General features: G+C 62.2%; 16 protein-coding genes, 1 tRNA gene and 3 pseudogenes. 9 read left to right on the forward strand and 11 right to left on the reverse strand.

Annotated elements, in window-relative coordinates:
* Positions 1-16: 16 nt before the first annotated feature.
* Together VJ811_RS16920 and VJ811_RS16925 are read right to left on the reverse strand one after the other, a co-directional pair.
* Positions 17-2,128: an amidohydrolase family protein gene (locus VJ811_RS16920; RefSeq protein ID WP_324074535.1), complete on the reverse strand. Its 2,112-nt coding sequence runs from the start codon at positions 2,126-2,128 to the stop codon at positions 17-19.
* Between the two features lie 5 nt (positions 2,129-2,133).
* Positions 2,134-3,090, reverse strand: coding sequence for an ornithine cyclodeaminase family protein (locus VJ811_RS16925; RefSeq protein ID WP_324074538.1), 957 nt, complete (start codon positions 3,088-3,090; stop codon positions 2,134-2,136).
* Between the two features lie 320 nt (positions 3,091-3,410).
* On the opposite strand from VJ811_RS16925, the gene VJ811_RS16930 reads away from it, so the two are divergent.
* Complete coding sequence (locus VJ811_RS16930; protein ID WP_324074540.1) at positions 3,411-3,893, forward strand: Lrp/AsnC family transcriptional regulator; 483 nt, start codon at positions 3,411-3,413, stop codon at positions 3,891-3,893.
* Between the two features lie 18 nt (positions 3,894-3,911).
* Here VJ811_RS16930 and VJ811_RS16935 read toward each other — a convergent pair whose 3' ends face one another.
* From VJ811_RS16935 to VJ811_RS16945, 3 genes are read right to left on the reverse strand one after another with little or no spacing between them, the layout of a single operon-like run.
* Positions 3,912-5,543, reverse strand: a complete 1,632-nt coding sequence (locus tag VJ811_RS16935; RefSeq protein ID WP_324074542.1) for a S10 family peptidase — start codon at positions 5,541-5,543, stop codon at positions 3,912-3,914.
* 39 nt (positions 5,544-5,582) lie between these two features.
* The gene (locus tag VJ811_RS16940) at positions 5,583-7,103 is read right to left on the reverse strand and encodes a tannase/feruloyl esterase family alpha/beta hydrolase (RefSeq protein WP_324074544.1); all 1,521 of its coding nucleotides are present in this window, start codon (positions 7,101-7,103) and stop codon (positions 5,583-5,585) included.
* A 1-nt stretch (position 7,104) separates the two neighbouring features.
* The gene (locus VJ811_RS16945; RefSeq protein ID WP_324074546.1) at positions 7,105-8,406 is read right to left on the reverse strand and encodes an amidohydrolase; all 1,302 of its coding nucleotides are present in this window, start codon (positions 8,404-8,406) and stop codon (positions 7,105-7,107) included.
* Between the two features lie 531 nt (positions 8,407-8,937).
* Here VJ811_RS16945 and VJ811_RS16950 point away from each other — a divergent pair.
* A complete protein-coding gene (locus VJ811_RS16950) occupies positions 8,938-10,395 on the forward strand; it encodes a S10 family serine carboxypeptidase-like protein (RefSeq protein ID WP_324074548.1) in 1,458 nt (485 codons plus the stop codon).
* On the forward strand, positions 10,392-12,494 hold the full coding sequence (locus tag VJ811_RS16955) for an amidohydrolase family protein (protein ID WP_324074550.1): 2,103 nt from the start codon (positions 10,392-10,394) through the stop codon (positions 12,492-12,494). Before VJ811_RS16950 ends, VJ811_RS16955 begins: the two co-directional genes overlap by 4 nt.
* Before the next feature lie 31 nt (positions 12,495-12,525).
* On the opposite strand, the pseudogene VJ811_RS16960 reads toward VJ811_RS16955, so the two are convergent.
* Positions 12,526-12,722 (reverse strand): annotated as a pseudogene (locus tag VJ811_RS16960) (helix-turn-helix transcriptional regulator).
* 20 nt (positions 12,723-12,742) lie between these two features.
* Here VJ811_RS16960 and VJ811_RS16965 point away from each other — a divergent pair.
* A complete protein-coding gene (locus tag VJ811_RS16965) occupies positions 12,743-12,940 on the forward strand; it encodes a hypothetical protein (RefSeq protein ID WP_324074552.1) in 198 nt (65 codons plus the stop codon).
* Here VJ811_RS16965 and VJ811_RS16970 read toward each other — a convergent pair.
* Both VJ811_RS16970 and VJ811_RS16975 read right to left on the reverse strand, forming a co-directional pair.
* Positions 12,930-13,690, reverse strand: a protein-coding gene (locus VJ811_RS16970; protein ID WP_324074553.1) for an IS5 family transposase whose coding sequence is annotated in 2 segments (ribosomal slippage) — positions 12,930-13,357 and positions 13,357-13,690 — 762 coding nt in all. Because the reading frame shifts where the segments join, the coding sequence is not laid out codon by codon here. The genes VJ811_RS16965 and VJ811_RS16970 overlap by 11 nt on opposite strands.
* A 180-nt stretch (positions 13,691-13,870) precedes the next feature.
* Positions 13,871-15,124: a hypothetical protein gene (locus VJ811_RS16975; RefSeq protein ID WP_324074554.1), complete on the reverse strand. Its 1,254-nt coding sequence runs from the start codon at positions 15,122-15,124 to the stop codon at positions 13,871-13,873.
* 188 nt (positions 15,125-15,312) lie between these two features.
* On the opposite strand from VJ811_RS16975, the gene VJ811_RS16980 reads away from it, so the two are divergent.
* Both VJ811_RS16980 and VJ811_RS16985 read left to right on the forward strand, forming a co-directional pair.
* Positions 15,313-15,388, forward strand: a tRNA-Thr gene (locus VJ811_RS16980).
* A 124-nt stretch (positions 15,389-15,512) separates the two neighbouring features.
* Complete coding sequence (locus VJ811_RS16985) at positions 15,513-16,820, forward strand: tyrosine-type recombinase/integrase (RefSeq protein WP_324074557.1); 1,308 nt, start codon at positions 15,513-15,515, stop codon at positions 16,818-16,820.
* A gap of 6 nt (positions 16,821-16,826) precedes the next feature.
* Here VJ811_RS16985 and VJ811_RS16990 read toward each other — a convergent pair.
* A pseudogene (locus VJ811_RS16990) lies at positions 16,827-18,065 on the reverse strand (tyrosine-type recombinase/integrase).
* A gap of 390 nt (positions 18,066-18,455) precedes the next feature.
* Here VJ811_RS16990 and VJ811_RS16995 point away from each other — a divergent pair.
* On the forward strand, positions 18,456-19,337 hold the full coding sequence (locus tag VJ811_RS16995) for a hypothetical protein (protein WP_324074559.1): 882 nt from the start codon (positions 18,456-18,458) through the stop codon (positions 19,335-19,337).
* Between the two features lie 164 nt (positions 19,338-19,501).
* Positions 19,502-20,179 (forward strand): recombinase family protein, encoded by a 678-nt coding sequence (locus VJ811_RS17000; RefSeq protein ID WP_324074560.1) that lies wholly within the window; start codon positions 19,502-19,504, stop codon positions 20,177-20,179.
* A gap of 68 nt (positions 20,180-20,247) precedes the next feature.
* Here VJ811_RS17000 and VJ811_RS17005 read toward each other — a convergent pair whose 3' ends face one another.
* A complete protein-coding gene (locus VJ811_RS17005) occupies positions 20,248-21,183 on the reverse strand; it encodes a hypothetical protein (protein WP_324074562.1) in 936 nt (311 codons plus the stop codon).
* 229 nt (positions 21,184-21,412) lie between these two features.
* On the opposite strand from VJ811_RS17005, the gene VJ811_RS17010 reads away from it, so the two are divergent.
* Positions 21,413-21,658 carry a helix-turn-helix transcriptional regulator gene (locus tag VJ811_RS17010; RefSeq protein WP_324074563.1) on the forward strand — a complete coding sequence of 82 codons (246 nt, stop codon included), beginning with the start codon at positions 21,413-21,415 and terminating at the stop codon, positions 21,656-21,658.
* Between the two features lie 76 nt (positions 21,659-21,734).
* Here VJ811_RS17010 and VJ811_RS17015 read toward each other — a convergent pair.
* Positions 21,735-22,176, reverse strand: a pseudogene (locus tag VJ811_RS17015) (hypothetical protein); the annotation flags it as partial.

Genomic DNA, 22,176 nt, shown 5'->3' on the forward strand with positions numbered 1-22,176 from the left:
CGTTCGCGCTGCACGATCAATCCGCATGGGGAATGTGGGTGTAGCCAAAGCCGACGGGATCGCCGGCGGCCTCAATCGCGACGGGGGTCACCGGCTTTCTGACTGTCGGCGCCTCGGTGAAGGGCTTGATGTTAAGTGCGGTGTAAATTTCCGAAGGGAAATAGACCATGCCATCCTTGACGACCATGCGCGGCCGCTTGATCGCGGTGATGTCGCGCGTCGGGTCTCCCGCTACGAGCACGAAGTCGGCTAGCTTGCCACGCTCGATCGTCCCAAGCTGATGGGTTCGTCCCAGATATTCTTCGGCGCCATAGGTTGCGAGATGAAGCGTTTCGGCCGGCGTGAGGCCTGCCTTCACGTAAAGCTCAAGCTCGCGCAAGACGGTGAAGCCCGTGCCGTCGTCGGTTCCCGGGAGCAGGCGGATTCCCGATTTGTGCATCATCGCGACTGTATCGAGGATTTTCGCGAAGCTCGCCTGGTAATCCGCGTCGCTCTCCGCGCCGCCGAGCTGAACGTAGCTGCGCTTGCGGAAGCGCTGATAGCCGATCGGCAGATGCGAGAGATAATCCTTGGAGAGGGCCGGCTCTTCGCCCGCGCGGCTCAGCATGAGCTGTTCGAGGATAACCGCGGTCGTGTCGAGCGCGGTGCCGTGGCGCTTCATCAGCTCGACGGTCTTCTGGACACGCGGCGAGGCCAGATCCAGCTTTCCGGCGCGCGACATGGCGGTGAGGCGCAGGGCGGTGCGGGTATCCTCGCCCGGCTCGAGGATCCAGCCGAGCATCAGCTGGTTGATATGGGCGATGGCGTCGTAGCCGTCCTCGACGACGCGATCGGGCGTATCGAACGCGGGGACGTGCCCCGAGACGCGAAGTCCGAGGCGATGCGCCTCCGCAGCGACCGGCTTCACCCAGTCGGGATTGAAGCTGTTGTAGAGCTTGATCTCGGCATAGTCGCGGTCGGCATACCAGCGAACCGCCTTCAATGCGTCATCGATCGTTTCCGGAATGAAGCCGTAGCGCGCCGAGAAGGGACTGCGGCCTTCGATAAAGCCCGAGGGAATGATGCGCGGCCAGGCGACCTTGCCCGTGTCGATCATCGGCAGCAGTGCCTGCATGAAGCGATTGTCGTTGCCCATGTCGCGCACACTGGTGACCCCGGCGGCGAGATACATGAGACCCGACTCGAGAGTCGCATGGCCGTGCATGTCGTGAAGGCCCGGATAGAGGGTGCCCCCCTCACCGTCGATCAGCACCTCGCCGGCCGCCGCCGGCGCGCCCTGCGCCGGCATGATCTGCGTGATCCGGTTGCGCATCACGACGACATGGGACAGTGGCGAGAGCTGCCCCGTGCGGGGATCGAAGATGCGAACATTGGTGATGCGGACCGGATCGGTGAAGCGGTGGGCAAGTTTCGCCTGAAGGTCGCCCATCCGTTCGGTTTCGAGCTCGGTGTAGAGCTTGCCGAGCGTCGGCACGTCTTTCTCGAATCCCTCGCGAATCGTCGTCCCGACATCGCCCGCGCCGAAGGCTGCGAAGAGGCGTTTGTCGCCGTCGAGCACGAGGTAGCTCGGATTGAGCTGAACGCCCTGGAGCCGGTAGACCGAGACGTCGACGGCCGCGCCGTCCTTGCCCGATATTTTGAGATCGCGAAGCTTCGCGATCGTGACCCGGCCGGCGGGCAGCACGTCGACCGAGCCGCCAGCCGAAGCAAGAGCGGCCCGCGCGTAGATGCCGAGCATATATGGGTTGTCGTCGTTCACGATGTATACAGCGGGATCCGGGCGCCTGGCGCTACCCCGGTCGGCCTGGCTGGTCCAGGTCGCCTTCCCGGCACTCCAGCGATATTCCTCGGCAACCGGACCGCCCATCAGCGAGGTTCCGTTGACGGTGATCTGCGTGGGAACGCCCGTGGTGCCAAGGTCGATTTCCTGCCGGTGCTTGGCGCCGCGGCCATTATTGTCGATTCCGAAATCGACCGTCACATGGTTGCCGTCCGTCGTGGCGACCACCGAGCCGACCTTCTCGCCATTTGAGACGACGGTCAGTTGCTCGACCGGGGCCGCGATCGCCGTCGGGCTGGCCGCGGCCGCCAGCGCGGCCAGGACGAGACGAAGCGAAATGGAGTTCATGCAATTCAGCTCCCGATGCTGGAACGGCGGTGGACATAGAGGGCGGCGGCCAGATCCTGCACGACGTGCCCGAGCGATTTATAGATGGTGAGCTGGTCCTCGTCCTCGCGGCCCGCGACGCGACCCGCGAAAACATCGCCGATTTCGCCGACGACATGCTCGTCGGTAATGAGCCCTGCGTCACGCGCGACGGCAAATTCCGCCGCCTGCGCGAGGACGGACGGACGATAGTCGGCGAAATAGCGGCCCGCGGCGACCAGCGCGGAATCGACCTCGACCGGGCCGAGGAAGCTCGATCCCACGAGATTGACATGGGTTCCCGGCCGAATCCATTCGTGCAGGAGGATCGGTTCGGCGGAGCTGCTCGTGGTGCAAATCACCTGCGCTTCGCCGGCAGCGCCTTGGCCGTCTGCCGTACCCGTGACAGCGACACCGAGTTCGGCTTCGAAGCGCGCGGCCATCGCGGCGGCGCGCTCCTCCGAACGCCCCCAGATGATCATCTTGCGGAAAGGGCGGACATGCGCGAGCGCCCGAATGTGAGATGCCGCCTGCGTCCCGGTGCCGAAGACAGCAAGGACATCGGCATCGGCGCGGGCAAGCGCGTCGGTCGCCGCCGCCGAGGCGCAGGCCGTGCGGATCGTCGTGACCGCCTCGGCATCGGCAAGGCACACCGGCTCACCCGTTTCGCCATCGAAACAGAGCACCATACCGCGATGCCGCCAGCGGCCGGCCTCTCCGGGCTGCGGAAAGAAACTGATGACCTTGGCGCCGAACAGCGATTGGGCCTCGAGGCTCCCTGGCATCACCGCAAACAGGCGCTCGTCCCCGAGCGGAAAGATTTGCCGGAGCGGCTGCGGCCCTCCTGCCGACAGCGATGCCATGGCCTCGCGCATGGCCTGAATGCCGCCGGGAAAATCCAGCAGCGCCTCGACCTGATGCGCCGCATAATATGGAACCGTCATCTCGGGATCGCCCTCTCCAGCATGGACCCGGCCCGCCGTCGAAGTGCGGACATTGTGGCAAAGATTAGCGGGTATTTTCGCGATCTTTATGCGAAATTCCAAATATGGCCGCATCGCGCGCATAATTTCACCGCCAATCTGCGGATCGCAGCGCAAGCTATTCGCCGCCCGTTGCCTGGCCGCCGATGACTGTGCTGGAATGTATCCGCGTTGGAGCAGCTGATTTAGGTATAAAACCGCTTCCTCTCATCCAAAGATCGTCAAATTTATGTTGCAAAAAGCCGCAATGGCCATAAAAATGTCATTTTTCGAGGCGGGCCATGACCGAAGCACTCACCGCATTTGACATTCGCATCCTGGAGCAGATTCAGAAGGACGCGAGCCTCTCCACGACCGAACTTGCCGAGAAGGTCGGCCTTTCGCAGTCGCCCTGCTGGCGGCGGCTTCAGCGGCTTCGCGAAGAAGGATATGTGAAGCGCCAGGTCGCAATCCTTGATCGCAAGAAATTCGGCGACAGCGTCCTCGTCTTCGCGACGCTGAAGATGGATTCGCTGGGCGACGATCAGCGTGCCGAGTTCATCCGCAAGATCGAGATCACGCCCGAAATCCTCGAGTGCCACACGATCTTCGGTGAGCGCGACGTCCTCATCAAGGTCATCTCGGGCTCTCTGGAAGAATATCAAAAATTCGTTTTCAAGACGATCCTGAAGCTGCCCGGCGTCCGCGACATCGTCTCGACCGTCACCCTGCTCGAGTTCAAACAATCGACCGCAATCCCAATTCGGGGACGCCTGGCGCTCTAAATTCCCTGCCTTGCCCGGTCAGCGCAGCTTATTCTCGATCAGGGCGCGCACATCGTTTGCGAAAGCCTCCGCGGTGTCGCCGAGATAGAGCATGTGACCAGATTCATAGTTTCGCAGGAAAACACGATCGCGAGGCAGATTCCCGCCCGCGAGATCATGCTCTGCATCAGCTGGCGTCGTCACGAAATCATAGAGGCCGCTCGCAACCATCAGCCGCATTCCTTCGGTGCGTCGCATCGCCATTGCAAGATCGCGCACGGGCGTCGCATCGGGGCCGCCGGCGGGCCGGTTCCAGCGCCATCCGAAGTTCACGTCGGCCCAAGTGATGAAATTGTAGGGAATGGGCATCGAAACCCCGAGCTCGTTGCGTAACATCTGATGGAAGGCCGCGACGAAGCCAGGGGAATATTTGCCCATCGCCGGATCGTCCGCAACCGGATCGCGCCCGCTGTTGGCGAGCGGCATCGTATAGCGGCTGTCATAAGCCCCCGCTTCGAGTCCCTGCTTCCCCAGCAGAAGCTTTCGAAACTCGCCAACCGGAAGCCGAAGATCGCGCCGCTCCCATTCATCGGCGGCCACGCCGGTGAGCGCCGCGAGCCGCGCCGCGACCGCCGACTTTCCGGCGGCAGAAAGCTGCCCCTTGGCGAGGCGCTCGAGCGCGTCCTTATAATCGGTGGCGCCGAAACGCTTCACATCTTCATAAAATTGCCCGGCGGAGCGCCCGTCGCGCGCGACCCGGCCGTGATACCATGCGGTGACCGCGAGGGTGGGCAAGTCCAGCGCGGTGGCCATCGCGCTCGTATCGGGCGCGAGTGTCGGCGAGAGCGACGGCGACACCATCACAATCCCGTCGATCGTGATTCCGCGCAGCGTGCCGCCAAAAAAAGGTCCGCCCATGAGGGCGCGGGGCATGACCGCGGCGCGGGTGCCGCCATAGCTCTCCCCCATGAGGAATTTTTTCGAATTCCACCGGCCATGTTCGGTGAGCCACGCCTCGATGAAACGCGCATTGGCGTCGGCATCTTCCTCTACGCCGTAGAAGTCGCTTGCCTTGGCATTTCCGACCGCGTGACTGAAGCCCGTACCCACCGGGTCGACGAACACGAGATCCGCCACGTCGAGCGGGCTCAGATCATTGTCCTGATAGCCGAAAGGCGGAAGGTTGCTGGGGTTTATCTCGCGGTCGAGAACGACGCGGCGCGGCCCGACAACACCCATGTGAAGCCAGAAGGAGGATGAGCCGGGACCGCCGTTGAAGACGAACATCACCGGCCGGTCGCGGCTGGCCGGCGCATCGACCAGATAGGAAAAGGAGAAGATGCTGGCCGTCGGTTCGCCGTAGAGATTGGTGATGTAGGTCTCGCCCGCGACCGCCCGATATTTTATGTCCTTGCCGCGGATATGCGTCGCGTGCTGCGACACGAACCGTTTCGCGGAGGCCACGTCCTCGACGCGCAGCGGACGCTCCGAAATCCGGGTGACGACATCGGGAGCCGGCTTCGGCATGGTCAGGGCGGGGCTGGCGTCCGCCTCCTTTGCCGTCGGGGCAGCCGCGGCGCCGGTTATCGCCAGCGCGCTCATCGTCACAGCCAGTGCCGCAAGCCTGAACGCCGAGCCCGCACCGCGGTGAGCTTTCCAAACCAAGATCATTCTGCCTGTCCTTGAACCTGAGAGCTTCGCCATCTGCTGCTATTGTCTTTTCGAACGATAGGGCACGACCGTCGCACTGAACTGCGGCTTGCCCTCGGGTCCCGGATGGAAGCCGGTGAGACTGGCGGGAGCCTTCCCGCTTTCCACCCATTTATCGAGCTCGCCAAGATAGTCATAGACGAAGGCGCCTTCGCCGCCGCCGCAATGATCCATGCCGGGCATCATGAAGAGGCGAAAATAGTCCTGGGTGGCCTCCTCGCCGCCGCCGACGCGCTCGGCGGCTTCATAATAGTTCATGATCGCATCCGCGCCGCCGAACGCATCGGTCCAGCCATAATAGGCGATCATCTTGCCGCCCGCGGCGTTGAACTGTGTGAGGTCGGGATTTGTCGGCGCGGTCAGGCCCTCGATCACACCCATCCGCTTCGCATAATCTTCGAGCCGGGCGGGATCCGGGATCCACCCGGGCGGCGGCGGCGGATAGAGCGCTGCGCGCATGAGTTCATTGCCATAATCGATCGTCCAGCGCGGCGTGATGAAGCTGATCCAGGAAAGCTCCGACCCCGGATAGGCGCTACGTGCCGTGAAAGGCTGTCCGGCAGCGTTGCGCGGCCCCGCGTACATCTGGCGGGCGATGTCCGCCTGTCGCTCGGTCAGGCAGGAGGTCGATGCCTCGCCTTTGCACATGAGGGGTCTGAAATCGACCTTGCAGACGCGCGGATCGCCGATGAGGCCATCGAGCTTGCCGTCGAGCTTGTCGCACTGGCCGATCGCGCCCTTATGGAGGGTCTGCGCTGCGGCGAGATCAAAGCCCGCGCGGCTCTGGTCGCGCAGCAGGGCGGCGCCGTGGAACAGATTGATCGTCAGCCCGCGCACATCGATCGACGGGGCACCGGCGATCACGCCGTCGAACTCCCAGGGGAAGCGCTGCGCCATCATCATCGCCTCGCGCCCGCCGTTGGAACAGCCCTCGAAATAGGCGCGCCGCGGCTTTTCGCCGAAGACATGGGCGAGGATCGCCTTGCTCGCGACGCTCACGACATAGGGCGTGCGCATCCCGAAATCGATCATCGCCGGCTCGTTGAAATAGGACCATTTGGTGTCGGTGAGGGTCGAGAAATGGCCGCCATTCTGGTTGACGACGGCATAGCCTTTGCGAAGCGGCGCCGCACGCCCGCTCCTGGCCTGCGGATCATTGGGAAGATCGCCGGTCTGGCCTCCGCCGCCCTGCACCACCATTTTCCGGTTCCAGTTTTCGAGCGGGAAACGAAGCCGGAACCGGGTCGCGCGCCAGATATAGCCCTCGACCTCGCAATAGTCCGGGGTGCCGTCTGCGCCCGCAACCGGGCGGGCACTGGTGACCTGAGTCATCGCGTCCTCAATCGTCGAGAAGTCGGCGTAGCGAAGCTCGGCGCAGGCCGCGCCGATCTTGCCGAACGCCGATGTGTCGACCGGACGCGGCGGCTCCTGCGCGACGGCGGCGGGTGGCGACAGGAACGTAAAAGCGACGGAGGCGAGAAGCGGAAGCTTCGCATTACGGGGACTGCGCGGCAATGCCATATCAATTCACCTTGATCGCGGGACCGTTCAGGAAATCCAGAACGGTAAACACTTGGGCCCGAACCCCGACCTCCAGCGCCGTTTCATCCAGGATAAAGGCCGGCGAATGGTTCGGGGCGGACTCCCCAATACCGAGGTGGGCGAAGAAGATCGGGGCGACTTTTTCATATTCGGCAAAATCCTCCGAGCCCATGACGAAATCGGCGTCGCCGCGCGCGAGGCCCGGCGCTGCCCGCTCGAGCGTCGGCGCCAGCTGCATTGACAGGGCCGCGCTGTTTGTCGTCACCGGCAGGCTCAGAATGAGCTTGAAGGTCGATTGCACCCCATATTTCACTTCCATCGACTTTATCGCCGCTTCCATGCGCGCGAGGACGAACTTGCGCATTTCGGGGTCGAAGGTGCGCAGCGTGCCGCTCATGTCGAACTGACCGGGGATGATGTTGTGGCGCACCCCGAGTTTGATCTGGCCGACCGACAGGACGGTCGGTGCTTTCGAGACTTCCATCTGGCGCGCGGCGAGCTGGTTGAAGCTCGTCACGATATCCGCCGCGACCGAGGCGGCATCGATCCCGAGCCAAGGGAGGCCGCCGTGGGTCTGATGCCCCCTCACCGCAAGTTCCCAGCTGTCGGCGCCGGCCATGAATGGACCCGACCGCCAATTCAGCGAGCCGGCCTTTCCGGGCACGACATGGATGCCGAAAAAGGCGTCGGGCTTCGGCGAAGCGAAGGCATTCTCCTTGAGCATCTGCGCAGCGCCCCAGGTTTCAACGCCCAGCGCGCCTTCTTCGGCAGGCTGAAACACGAACACCACGGTGCCGGTGAGGCCGGCCTTCATCGATGCGAGCACCTCGGCGGCACCCATCAGCATCGCGACATGGGCGTCATGACCGCAGGCGTGCATGACCGGAACGGTCTCGCCGTTCCACTGTGCGGTCGCCTTGGACGCGAAGGGCAGATCATTTTTCTCGGCGACCGGAAGCGCGTCCATGTCGGCGCGCAGGGCAATCGTGCGGCCGGGCCTGCCGCCGCGCAGGACGCCGATAACGCCGTTCTTCGCGACCCCGGCGCGGACTTCAAAGCCGAGGCGGCGGAGATGATCGGCGACCAGCTTCGCGGTGCGGACCTCCTGATTGGACAGTTCGGGATGTTGATGGATGTCGCGGCGCCAGGCGACGACCTTGGGCTGGATCGCCGTGGCAGCGGCAAAAACGCCGGCGTCGGATGGCGCCGGCTGCGCCTTGGCGTAGCCGGTTCCGGGCAGTCCCGCCATGCAGACTGCCGCCGCCAGCAAAAACGTCTTCATTCCACCCTCCCGGATTTCGCGTCCTCGCGCGCCTCGCACTCCCGCCCCGGGCGAACCACAGGGAAGCAAGGAAGAAATTATCGATTGGCGCGGGAAAAATTAGTCGCATTCGCAGAAGATGCCCGAAAAATGCGGGTCGATTTCGCGTCAACCTGCCAATTCGAGCAATTTCTATCCGCAGCCGGGCGGCCATCCTGAATTTCGCGAGCAAGGCTCTCCGCTTTGCCGAATATTCTATTCGGCAGCGGCTATCCTGGGCGGCAATTCGCATAATCTATGCCGCACGGCGCGGGCACGCGGCAAGCAATGGCGGATATTTGCCGGTAGGAGGAAAGCAATTGCACAAGCGAAAGCGGGAACAATGACGGAATCGAACGAAGCTCCCCGAGGCACGGGCTATTTTGCCGGCGCCGTGTTTGCGATCGCGATCCCAGGCGCGATCGGCATCGCGATCAAGGCGCCCTTCGGACGCCAGATCAGGTCGAGGGCAAGCGCGCCGCCCGCCCCCTCACAGCCATGGGATGCGCGTCCATGACGAACCTCAATCAATCCGCGATCTCCCGCCGCTTGCTCCTCGGCGCCGCGATGGCGGGCGTGGGCGCTCTCGCCTGCCCTGCTCTCGCGGCTCCTCCCGCGCCGCCACCCTATGGGCGAGCAGCCGGCGCTCTTAAGGTGCGCGGCAAGCGGGTGGAATGGGTGTCGGAGACCGGCGAGACGATCATGCGCAACGCGGCCGGCGTCCCAAGGGTCACGATCTTCGCGGTATCCTATATGGCGCGCGGGAGCAGCAAGCGGCGGCCCGTTACCTTTCTGTGGAACGGGGGCCCCGGCGGATCGACCTGGCATCTGCGCGAGCATCTTTCGCCCCGGATCACCGATACGACGCCCGCCGCGCCGGGCTACCGGTTCGTCGACAATGAGCACAGCATTATCGATGTCAGCGACCTCGTCTTCATCGACGCGCCCGGCACCGGATTCAGCCGGATGGGCGATACCTCGACCAAACCCGAATATTGGGGTGTCGAGGAGGATGGCCGCGCATTCGCCGACTTCATCATCGACTGGCTGACGCGGCATGGCCGTCCCGACGCGCCCGTCTATATCGTTGGCGAGAGCTATGGCGGGACGCGGGCGGGACAGGTTGCGCGCAATCTCGCCGAGCGCAAGATCGGCCTCGCGGGCATCACGCTCGTCGCGCCGACCCTGGCACCGCTCGGCGGCGACTATAATTGGGACGAGAGCTACAGCCCGGCCGCGATGATCCCTTCCATGGCCGCCGTCGCTCATCACCACGGCCTTGGCGCTTATCGCGCGGACACGGCCGACAAGGTCGTGGCCGACGCCATTCGCTATGCCGACGGCCCCTATCAGGCCGCGCTCGACAAGGGCAAGGCGCTCGGCGGAGCGGAACGCGACGCGGTTGCCGCAAGGATATCCGACTATATCGGCCTCCCGGCTGCGCGCATTGCCGAAGCGAACCTTGTGCTGCCGCTCGAGCAATATGCCACCGGCCTGCTTGCGAGCCGCGGCCTCCTGCTCGAGGTCAGCGACGGGCGCCAGACCCGTCCCGCCCCCCAGCCAGGCGAAACCGCGTCGGTGCTCACTCGCGACAGCGGCTTCGACCGGACCGCCTCGATCGAGGCGCTCATCCGCACCGAACTCCACTACCCGGCCGCCGGATCCTATGCGCGTGACCCAATGGAGATTTCCCGCAGCTGGAATCAGGCCACGGTGCGCGAGCCACGGACCGACCTGATCCTCGCCGACCTGATGCGCGCGAACCGCGCGCTGCGCGTCTTCCTCGTTACCGGCTATTATGACCTGATCGTTCCTTTCGCGCCTTCCAAGGCCCGGCTCGAAGCGGCGCTACCCAAGGATCGCTTCACGAGCGCGCTCTACCCCGCCGGCCACGGTGTCTACGAGGATATGGGGCTTCGGCCGCGCACAACCGCCGATCTCGCCGCATTCTACAAGGGAGGCCATGCATGAACGGTCGTCGGATTCGCGTTACGGCGGTGCTTTCCCTTATCTCCGCGCTCGTGCTGACGGATCCTGCCCTGGCGGCCGATCCCGAGACCTATGTCCTGCTGTCCGAACGCGGTGGCAAGGCCGGCGACCTTGTCGTTCGCGATACGGGCGGCGTGCTTGAGATCGATTGGCAATCGAAAGACAATGGCCGCGGCACCGAGACGCACGAAAGGCTCGAACGCGATGCGGAAGGCTGGCCTGTCGACTGGCGGATCGACACGAGGTCGGATTTCGGCAGCATCGGGTCCGCGGGGCCGAGTGCCAAGACGGTGACGCTGAAGCGCGATGGCGAGACAATCCGTATCGGAGGCAGCGACGCCCCGAAAACGCTCGCAGCCCCCGGCCCCACGCTCTTCACACCCAAGGAAGCCAGTCCCTGGGCGCTGGGTCTCTATGCTCGGCTCCTCCTCAAGTCGCCGGACCACAAGCTCCCGGCGACGCCCGAAGGGCGCGCCGAACTCAAGCGGATCGGCGAGGAGACGGTCGCCGGCTACCGACTGGTCGCTTATGAAATCAGCCTGCCCGGCCGCAAGAGTGAGACGATACGTCTCGACGCCGACGGCAGGCTGGTCGCGGTCGGCGACGGCGATCTCGTTCTCGCGGACCGCTTGCCCGTCGCCGCGGCGCTCCGCGCGGCCACGGCCCGGCGCGAGGAAGAGGCGCATGCCGCGCTCCAGGCGAAGCTCCTGCACGATTTCAAGGGGCCGGTTCGGGTGCGCAACATCCGCATTTTCGACCCCGCCGCGGGCAATCTTGGAGCGCCTGCCTCGGTCCTGTTCGAGAATGGCGTCATCAAAGCCATCGGCGCAGCCAATGCCTCGGGCAAGGACGAGACGATCATCGAGGGCGAAGGGGGAACGCTCGTCCCCGGACTCCACGACACCCATTTCCATCTGGGCCTTTCCTATCCCGAAGGGGTGTGGCTCTCGCTGGCTGGCGGCGTCACCACCGCGCGCGACATGGGTTCGGACAATGACTATGTCGCGCATTACCTCCCGCAAATCGCGAGCGGCCGCTTGCCCGGCCCACGCCTTCTTCTCAGCGGCATGATCGAGGGCGACAGTCCCGTATCGCTGAAGGGCAGCGGTATCGTCGCGAAGAGCGAAGCCGAGGCGCTGGCGGCAGTGCGGTGGTATGCCGCGCATGGCTATTGGCAGATCAAGATCTATAATTCGCTCGACGCAAGCTGGGTCCCGGCGATCGCGCACGAGGCGCACCGGCTCGGGCTCCGGGTCGCGGGCCATATCCCGGCCTTTACCGACGCCGATCATATGATCGAGAGCGGCTATGACGAGATCACGCACGCCAACCAGCTGATGCTGGGCTGGGTGCTGAAGCCCGGCGAAGACACGCGCACGCCGCTTCGGCTCACCGCCATGTCGCGCTTCTTCGGACTCGACATCGGCAGCCCCGCGGTGCGCCGCACGCTGGACCAGATGGAATCGCGCAAGATCGCGTTCGAGCCGACGCTCGCGATCATGCGCCGGCTCCTCACCAATCGCACGGGCGAGGTCGAGCCCGAGGATGGCTGGTGGTTCAGCCACTTTCCGAAGGAGTTCAAGGCGGGCCGCATGATTTCGGTGCTTCCCGGCTTCACGATCATGCCGGTCAAGACCCCGGCGGACGATGCGGCCTATGATGGCGCCGCCGAAAAGATGATCGAGCTCACCCGCGAGATGAACCGTCGCGGGATCATGATCCTGCCGGGCGCCGACGATAACAACGGGTTTATCATCCGGCGCGAACTCGACCTGTTCGTGCGCGCGGGAATGACCCCGGCGCAGGCGCTCGCACGCGCCACCATCGAAAGCGCGCGATACCTCGGCCATGAGAAGAACTGGGGAACGATCGAGGCGGGTAAGTCCGCCGACTTCTTTCTCGTAACTGGCGATCCGTCGAGAAGCCTCGACGCCCTGCACGGCATCCGGATGACCGTTGCGCAGGGCCGCGTCTATTTCCCGAGCGAGATCTACGAGGCCTTCGACATCAAGCCCTTCGCGACCGTTCCCTTGGTTCGTGAGCGCGGGGGGCGGCCGCCACTTACGACCAATCGCCGGTGAGGAAGCGAGCCGCGAAGCCCCCGAGGCGCCTTCATGGGGCGGCCCTTTCGCTGTCATCGGCACGGTAGTTCGCCGGGTCAGCAACCCAGCGATGACGGCCGATTCATGCCACCCGGCGCCGTGGATGCTGATAGACACCTGCCCGGGAAATGTCCCGTCCGCGATCTTGCGGTAGAGGGTGGAGCGGGAAAGGCCGGTGCGATGAAGCACCGTCTTGAGACGAATGATCCGCGGGCGCGATCCATGAGATGATGAGCGACGCGCACGACGCGGGCGTGGTGTCGCGCGCGACCTTGCGCACCTTTGACGAAGCGTGCCTTGCCCCGGTGCCGACGCTGGCGGGTGATGAAATCCGCGCGATCCGCGAGCGCGAGCATGTGTCGCAGCCGGTGTTCGCCGCCTATCTCAACGTGTCGCGCAATCTAGGCTCAGGACTCATTGATTGAGCCAGAAGATGACGGTTGCGGCGATGCAGATGGCTGACATGAATGTGTGTGCACATCGGTCGTAACGGGTGTGGATGCGACGCCAGTCCTTGAGTTTTCCGAACATGTTCTCAATCCTGTGGCGCTGGCGGTAGAGCACAGTGTCGTGGGGGATCGGGACCTTGCGGTTGACCTTTGACGGGATGCAGGGAGCAATGCCGCGCTCGGTCAGAGCGGCGCGGAACCAGTCGGCATCGTAGCCCCGATCCGCCAACAGCGCTTTGGCCTTGGGCAAGGCGTCGATCATCAGCGCCGCGCCCTTGTAGTCGCTCATCTGCCCTTCGCTGAGCAGCATGACCAGTGGCCGGCCCTGGCCATCGCAGACGGCATGGAGCTTGGAGTTCAGGCCGCCCTTGGTGCGACCGATACGTCGGGGAACAGCCCCTTTTTGAGCAGGCTGGCCGCCGTCCGGTGCGCCTTGAGATGGGTCGCGTCGATCATCAACTGATCCGGCTTGCCGCCCTTGGCGGCCAGCGCCGCGAATATCTTGTTGAACACGCCCATCCGGCTCCAGCGGATGAACCGGTTGTAGATCGTCTTTGGCGGCCCGTACGCCGCAGGCGCATCACGCCACCGCAAGCCATTGCGGATCACGAAGACGATGCCGCTGATAATCCGCCGATCATCGACCCGAGGCACCCCGTGCGAAAGCGGAACATAGGGCTCGATCCTGCGCATCTGCGCTTCCGACAACCAGATCAGATCACTCATGACAACGCCTCCTCGCGCCACCACTGAATCAACCAATCACCACCTCTGCAAGCTATTTAATAGGTCCTGAGCCTAGATAAAATTCAGTGCAGTGGTTCGAGTCCCGAATGACTGCCTTGCATCAAAAGCTCGCCTGATTCGGCCGGGCACGGACGTCGGCCCACCAGGGCGCCAGCCGCGTCAAAAATAGTATCGGGACGGGCGAAAATCATGGTCGTCGTCGTCACCGAAAAGCCTGTTCTTTTCGAAGCGCCGCTGTAGCCCATCCGCCGAGAAGGCTGCCTCGCGGATCGCCAGGCGCTTCTCCGCGAATGCAAGGAACGCCTCGGCCCGTCCTTCCGCTGTCGAAGCGAGTTCCGAACGCAAGCCGCCGACCAGGCTGCGCAGGCGTTCGAGCGCAGCGAGTTCATCGAGAATATTGTCGAGTGCTTCATAGCGGCGTTTTTCGACATGCTCTGCACGCTCGGCCTGCTCGCGCTGCCGTCTCTCCTCCTCGCATTGTCGCGCATCTTCTTCCCGGCGAATGCGGTCTGCTTTCATTGCCGCGCCATAGACGGCAATCCCGACCGCAATATCGCCCGCGATCAGTTCGAGACGTTGAACCTTGGCGTCACGGAAGGATTTGCGCGGGCTCGCATTCCAGAAATGCTGTTGATCGAGCTCGAACGAGAGCTGGCCGGTAGGATGATAGTCCCATTCGGGAAAGCGCGGTGGAAATAGATCAACATCATCGTCGTCATCCCAACCCCGCGGCGTGCTTCGCCGAGCCCAATAGCGGTCCCGCTTGCTCTTCCAGGCAGCGTACTCCGCCTGCTCCTTCTCGGTAAGCACATGCTTCTCGCGTCGCGTGAGTTCCGAAACCGAAAAGCCGATCGCCTCCCCATCGCACATGAAGACCGCGCCCTTATCGCAGCGCTCGAATTTGATCCCCAGCGTCGCCGCTGCGGCGACGATACGGTTCAGCACCTGCTCGAAGCGATCCACGGACTCGGGACCGATCAGGGCGCGAACGACTCCGGCACCTTCCACCGACACCAGAATAGAGCCGGCAGCGGGTTTCGCCTTCCGCAACTTCGCGGTCGTCCGCTCGATGATCGGATGAGACGGTACATCCGCTTCGCTGTCGATGCTGGATGCCGCGATCCGGGCCTCTTCGCGCGCGACGGCCATAAGCTCCGGTTCCCCGCGCAATTCGCCAGCCGTGATGCTGATCCTGGTCTCCTTGTCCTCGGCGGCGGGTGGTAACGGCGTCTGCCTCACCGGTTTTCCGGCCTGCTTTTTCGCCCACCAGCCGAGCGGGGGTTTGGGAATATCGTGCTTCTTGCAGATCTTGTGGAGCGCGACGTCGGAAAGCCGAAACTCCTTCGCCAGGTGCGTCATCGGCTTCGACCAGACGAGGTCGTAGAATTCTTCGCGCGTAAAGGATTGCGTCATCGGGACCGGCTCCAATCAGATCGGCGGCAAGGCGATATTGGATCATAGACGCCGACCCGCCGAAATCCCCTGCCGCCAGCCGCAGAAATTTACCGGACCGGCAAAACAGTCATCGCCCAGGGAGCCGAAAACAAATGCCAGAGGGCGCTTGTCAACATCCGGTCTCGCTGCTAGTGGCGCCCCTCGTTGCCGCTTTAGCTCAGTTGGTAGAGCACATCATTCGTAATGATGGGGTCACAGGTTCGAGTCCTGTAAGCGGCACCATCCAACACATTGAAATAAAACGATTTTTCGGCGCTTTCGCGGTGCCAGGCGGCAGCATTGTTGCTCTCGCGCGCATAGGCGCGCAGCATCGGACGACCATCAACTGACACTTGAGGTAACGTCCATGTTGACCCTCCGGCAGATACAGTCGCTCCGCCCACGCTCGAAACCATACAAGATCTACGACGGCAATGGGCTCTTCCTGCTGATCCAACCCAATGGCTCGCGCCTTTGGCGCTTCAGATACCGCCTGTACGGCCGCGAGCGAAGACTCTCGCTCGGGAAGTTTCCGCAAGTCGGATTGCGCACCGCCCGCGCGAAATGCCACGACGCCCGCGACCAGATCGCGGGAGAAATTGATCCGGCTGTCGCCAAACGGAGCAAGCTCGTGACCATGGTCGGCTCCGCGGCAACCTTCCGCGCCATTGCCGATGAATATATCGACAAGATGAAAGCCGAAGGCAAAGCGCCTGCCACGCTTGCCAAGCTGCGCTGGTTTCGGGATCTGCTCGATCCGCACATCGGATCGAGGCCGGTCGGCAGTGTATCGCCGTACGATCTGCTCATCGCGCTCAAGCTGATCGAACGCCGTGGCCTTCACGAAACCGCCGTTCGCACCCGCGGATTCGCCGGACGCATCTTTCGATACGCGATCGCGACTCTCCGGGCCGAACATAACCATGTCGAGGTTCTTCGCGGTGCATTGATCGTTCCGAAAGTAACGCACCGCGCCGCGATCCTCGACCCGCGACATGTTGGCGAGCTGCTTCGCGCCATCCAAAGCTACACGGGGCGCCCCGAAACGCGGATCGCACTCCAACTCGCCCCGCATGTTTTCTTGCGCCCGGGCGAACTGCGGGCGGCGGAATGGAGTGACATCGACTTCGACAATGCCGTGTGGACCATTCCCGCGGCGAGGACGAAAATGCGCCGGCCACATGCCGTGCCGCTATCGTCGCAGAGCCTCGCACTGCTTCGCGAGCTCGTTACGCTCAGTAATCCCGGCCACTATCTCTTCCCTGCCCTGCACGATTGGCGACAGCCGATCTGCGAAAACAATCTCAACAACGCGTTGCGACGGCTCGGAAGGCGCGCCGCGAACGGGACGCAAAATGGAAACAGGACTTCGCCGACCAGGGAAAGCTCAGGAAGGAGCGCGAACGACAGGCCCGCGTTGAAGGCTAACCGGATCACCTTCCTGCAGCGCCAGATCGAGCGCAAGCGGAAGATTGATGGCCTCGCCAGCCTCATCGCCACCTGGCAGGGAGCCGAAGACATCGATCCCAAATTTGCGGAGCTGGTCGAGTTTGCGCGGGCCTATCACCAATCGCTGGAAACCAGGATCGCACCAACCGCGATCGCGGAGCGTCTCTCGGACCTCAAGCTGATGGCCAACGACATCGTTGTTTACGATACCAAACGCCTCGATTGACCTGGGTCACCCCCCAGCCGCGCGCCGCCCTCCAAAGTTGGGCTTGAGTAGCTTGGCGCCGCTACGCAAGCGGTCGAGTTCATCCGACCAGAACTACATCATTGCGACCCGTTCGTCCCAATATTCGCCGCGCGTATAGGCACGCCGCACACCATCATTCTCCATATGTGCCAATTGCCGCTCGATCGCATCCGGGTGGAACCGCCCGCTCTCGTTCAGCAGCGTCGCCGCCATGGCGCGGAAACCATGGGCGGTCATCTCCTCCTGCCCGAAGCCAAGCGCACGCAACGCGGCGTTCACCGTGTTTTCGGACATCGGCCGCCGGTCGGTGCGGAAGGATGGGAAGCAATAGCGCCCTGTACCCGTCAGGTCCCAGAGCTCTTCGAATATCCCCACCGCCTGGCTCGAGAGCGGCACCCGGTGTGCGCGCCGCATCTTCATCTTCTCCGCGGGGATGTTCCAGACGGATCGGTCGAAGTCGAACTCGCTCCATTCGGCCTGGCGCAGTTCCCCTGGACGAACGAACAAATGCGCCGACAGCCGAAGTCCGAACAGGGTAATCGCGTGGCCGGTATAGCCTTCGATCGCGCGCATCAGTTCGCCGGCCCGGTTCGCTGTGGTGATTGCGGCAAGATGCTTGGGCTTGGGCACGATGAGCGCGCCGCGCAGGTCGCCGGTAGGATCCCGTTCCGCGCGCGTGGTGGCAACGGCATAGCGGAACACCCGCCCGAGGACGCTGCACATCCGGCGCGCGCTTTCATAGCGACCGGTCGCCTCGACCGACCGGAGGACGACGAGGACTTCGTGAGGGGTGATCTTGGCGATCGGACGGGCGCCGATCTTCGGATACGCCTTGTCGAGCAGCCATCGGATTTTGCTGAGCGTGATCTCCGCCATGCCTTCGCGCTCGTTTTTGGCGATCCATTCCTTCGCCACGGTCTTGAAGGTGTCGTTCTCCGCGATACGAGCCTTGGCCATCAGGACTTTCCGCTCGTGCGACGGATCGAGACCGGCGGCAATCAACTGGCGCGCTTCGTCCCGCCGCGATCGGGCGTCGGCCAAGCCGACCTCCGGCCATGCTCCGAAGGCAAGCGTCCGGTGCTTTTCGAGATAGCGATAATTGAAGCGCCAAAGCTTCGAGCCATTTGGGCGAACAAGGAGATAGAGACCACGACCATCGGACAGCTTATAATCTCGATCTCGAGGTTTGGCGTTGGCGACGGTCGTGGCAAAAAGGGTGCCCATGGGAGATACTGTCCTCGCTAAAGGACGGAATCGCACCCTCGGATATACCCACTTTGTTCCCGATTGGTGCCGTATCCGCCCGGATTTGACCGGACGGCTATAGCACAAAAAACGGCTGAAATCTCCCGTTTTCGGGACGTTCTCGGACGCCCCCGGAAGAACAAATGGTGCCCAGAAGAGGATTTGATGGGCGGACCACTAAGTATTGGAAAATAAAGGGATTTCCTAAAACGCCTAGCCCGGCTGTACTAGCCCTTTGTACTAGGCAAATCAAGGGTTTCCGTCGATGTGGGTCCCTGTTTGGGCATCGAACCCGGCGCGTCTTGCATTGAAGAACGCAGAGGGAACATTGATACTATCGCTTTCCCCTGCTCGTGCTATTTACCGAACATGACCAAGCTCAATAAGCCAACAATCTTTTCCGGCGCAGGCTCCCTATTGGCGTTCCTGTGGGGCGCATATGGGCATTTGAATACAGCAGCCGACCTACCGGCAGATTTAGGGAAGCTAGGCAAGCTATTGGCCGATCCGCCTCCATACCTGCCGTGGGCAATTGCCGCCATTCTTATTGCCTTTGTCGTCTATCACCTAACCCGCACACCGCAGGTTACCGCCAGCGAAGGACGCACAGCACAGACTACCGAAGGCCATAACAATCTGGGCGATGGCCCCATGAATATAGTCGAGAACCATTTTCATGGGCTGCCCACAAGTACAGTCGTTCAAGAGCCGACGCTTTTGCGGGTTTCAGGAGGCGGCATCGCTACATCGTCGGGTATGGATATTGAGAACGTGCATGGATACTCGTCCCTAGTAGATATCTCGGAAGGCTCTCAGGCGACACTTGGCGAGATAAGGGCCAAGAACGTAACAGTGGGTGGTGCTAACAGCGGCGTTATCAGTACCGGCGACAACTGCAATATTGACTTCAATCCGGTGATAGTGACCACAGACCCCTCGTTGAAAGGGCGACTTAGAGCGTTGTTCGACGAAATCGACATCATCATTATGACGCAAGCGGACGTCGCCAGACAGCTAAGCTGCACTACCCGAATGTTTGAGCATCAGTACCGGCGCTTGACAGAATTGATTGCCGAAGACGGCGCGAAAGATTTTGTACATTCCCTCACGCTGATAGCCCGTCATCCGGGATCAGTTTTCAACAATGGCTCTCTTGGGCCGCATACCGCTGGCGATCAGGTCAAGGTAGATATCGAGTTCGGCGAAGCCATAACGACTTGGGGAACCAAGCCAAACCCGGCCACGGCCTGAAAATGATATTGTCACGCGCGGGGGTACCTCAGACCATTTGTGCGCGTTTGTCCCCGTAGGGTGGGCTGGCCGGGGCTGGGCTGCGCGGGCCGATCATTGCCGTATTGCATCTTACGCTGTTCATGGGTATACGAGGGTAGACGTATGAACAGATAGGGCAGACAATGAACGATCATCGCCATACCAAGGCTATCGCGTACCTACGGGTATCGACCGACCGACAGGGCAAGAGCGGACTAGGGCTTGAGGCGCAACGGGATGCCGTAGCCAGATACCTAGCGAGCAATGGCCTTGAGCTTATCGCTGAACATGTTGAGGTTGAAACCGGCAAGGGCAGCAATGCGCTAGCCCGACGCCCTGAGCTTGTGGCTGCACTGGCTGCGGCGAAGAAAGAGCGGGCTGTGTTGATCGTGGCCAAGCTGGATCGGCTAGCCCGTAACACTCGCTTCCTGCTTACACTGATCGACAGCGGGGCAGATGTTGCCTTTGCCGATATGCCTCAGGTGTCCGGGCCTATGGGCCGCTTCATTGTCACACAGATGGCAGCCGTTGCTGAGCTAGAGGCCGGGCTAATCTCACAGCGGACCAAGGCAGCCCTTGCCGCCGCAAAGGACCGGGGACAGGTGCTAGGGAAGCATGGGAAGGTGCAGGCTGCCCGGAACAAGGCTGAGGCCGTGGAACGCCTAGAGCCGGTCCTGCCGGTGCTACGGGAATTGAAGGGCGAAGGGATGACCATGCGCCAGATGGTGACGGCTTTGAATGACCGGGAAATTGCCAGCCCTGCCGGGGGAAAATGGCATCTCGCGAACCTTCACAAAGCGATGACCCGCATGTCCAACTGACGCACCGTTTTTGGCAGCCTATTTGGCCCGGTGTACACTTTGCGCTACTACATTACATGTAGTGAAAATCAGATTTCCAACAGTAGGGACTTCAACCGATCAACATTCATCCATTGCTTACCGACGTGGATACGCGGTCCTTTGTCGGTTTTTTGGATGACGCGCCGCTTGCCGTTTACGATCACCTCAACATCCGTGAAATGGACCGTCCCGGTAAACTTCTTCTCGCTCTGTTCGGCAGAGAAATGAGCGCGAAGGGCAAGTTTGATCTTCGAGATCGTATTATGCTTCCTAAGATCAAGCGACATTCCCCATTGCCCGAGAGTCGCCTCGACCTTCCTTTTCTGGCTTGCCGTTAATTGCTCGGTCATCAGACTTGCAGGAGCGTCAAAGCGGAAATTCACGCCCGCCTGTTCAGCTAACCGTGCATTACTCCAAGTCAATGTCTCGCGCTGAGCTAGGAACATATCGACCATCTGCTGCGCATAATTCGCGAAACCGCGAGGGCGCTTCACATAGGCAAAAATGTCCCTTGATACTTTGACCTCGTCAGCTCCAGGATTGTCTCTACGATATTCCGCCTCGGCCTTCCTAGCGGCAGTCGAAACGATCCGCGCCAACTCTACAGCGTGATTCCGCTGCGCCGCCCGCTTAGCCTCAGCCGCCGCGTCCACTGCCTCCCGCTCAGTAGCTTCGACCTGCATAGCTCGTGCGTCATCGGCATCCGGTATCTGGCTTCCGGGCGTTATATCCACCCCAACGCGGCCTTCCATGATAAGGCTGGCCCCCGTGGGTTTAGGCGCAATGTCCCGAGCAGTAACTTCCCTAGTAGGCAATGCAGGTATTTGCGCTTCAATCTCCGCAGGCGACATCCCGACAAGCTCCGATGACGTTCGGCGATCAATGGGCGCTTTCGGTGCAAGGCGCTCAGTCGCTACCCCCTCTGCAATCGGCTCGCTTTGAAACTCCCGCGCGCTGGCAGGGTCGCCATTTTCTTGAACCATAGCGGCATCCGCAGGCAGAGCTAAAGCGGAGGACGTAACCCATATGGCTGCCATGACCGCCATAGACGCCACAGGTCGAACGAAACCGTGCAAAACGCCACGGATGCTATTCGGAGATCGGAGCATTGCACTCTCCTTGCTGCGCGGTTGAAAGGTGATGGCACATCAATAGACGAAAGGGTCGTAAATGCCGTGGCCTTAAAATAGTCAAGGCAAGATTGCATCGTGGGTGAAGCGCGTTGCAGGACACCGGGATCACGAAGGTCGCCTTGCCCAACTTGGCGAAGCTATTCGCTGTCACCGAAAGACGGTAGGACTTTCACAGGAGGCGCTTGCCGACGCTGCCGAAATCGACCGCTCCCATATGGGAAAAATCGAACGCGGCGAGCGGAACGTGTCGGTCCTAAATCTCATCAAAATTGCCGCCGCACTCGACAAGCGTCCATCGGAATTACTCGGGTCCGCAGGCCTATAGCGAACCATCGGAGGCGCTGGATAGGACCAGCCTACCCGGCGACCTCTGCCGCCTCTGTACGGGCCGGAAAATCGACTTACGGGGCCAGTGGAAATATCAGCCCCGGCACCCGGTAGGATGCAATGGCTTCAACGAGCTTTGCCATTGATGGCGCTGCCCCGTATTTGTCTGCGGCGTCCTTACCCTCATGGCCTTGGAACTCCCGACAGACACGCTCAGCAATGCCCGCGTCAACGGCATGGGTTTTCCATGTATGGCGGAACGAGTGAAACACCTTGGTCCTGTCGGTGATACCGATCTGGCGCTTATACCGCCCGAACCATTGCCCCCACTTATCTGTAAGTTTTTGCCCGACCCCTACCGGCTTCAATTCGGGAAACACCCTGCCCTGTTGATTGGCTAGACCCTGCACATAGCGGATAAATCCAAGCTCGATCAGCTTGGGGTGCAGCGGGATAAGGCGGCGGCTGGCAGCGTTCTTAACCTGATTGGCCAGCCCTTCCCCGTCATCCGGGGTA

The sequence above is a fragment of the Sphingopyxis sp. genome, from assembly GCF_035250425.1.
GTDB lineage: Bacteria > Pseudomonadota > Alphaproteobacteria > Sphingomonadales > Sphingomonadaceae > Sphingopyxis.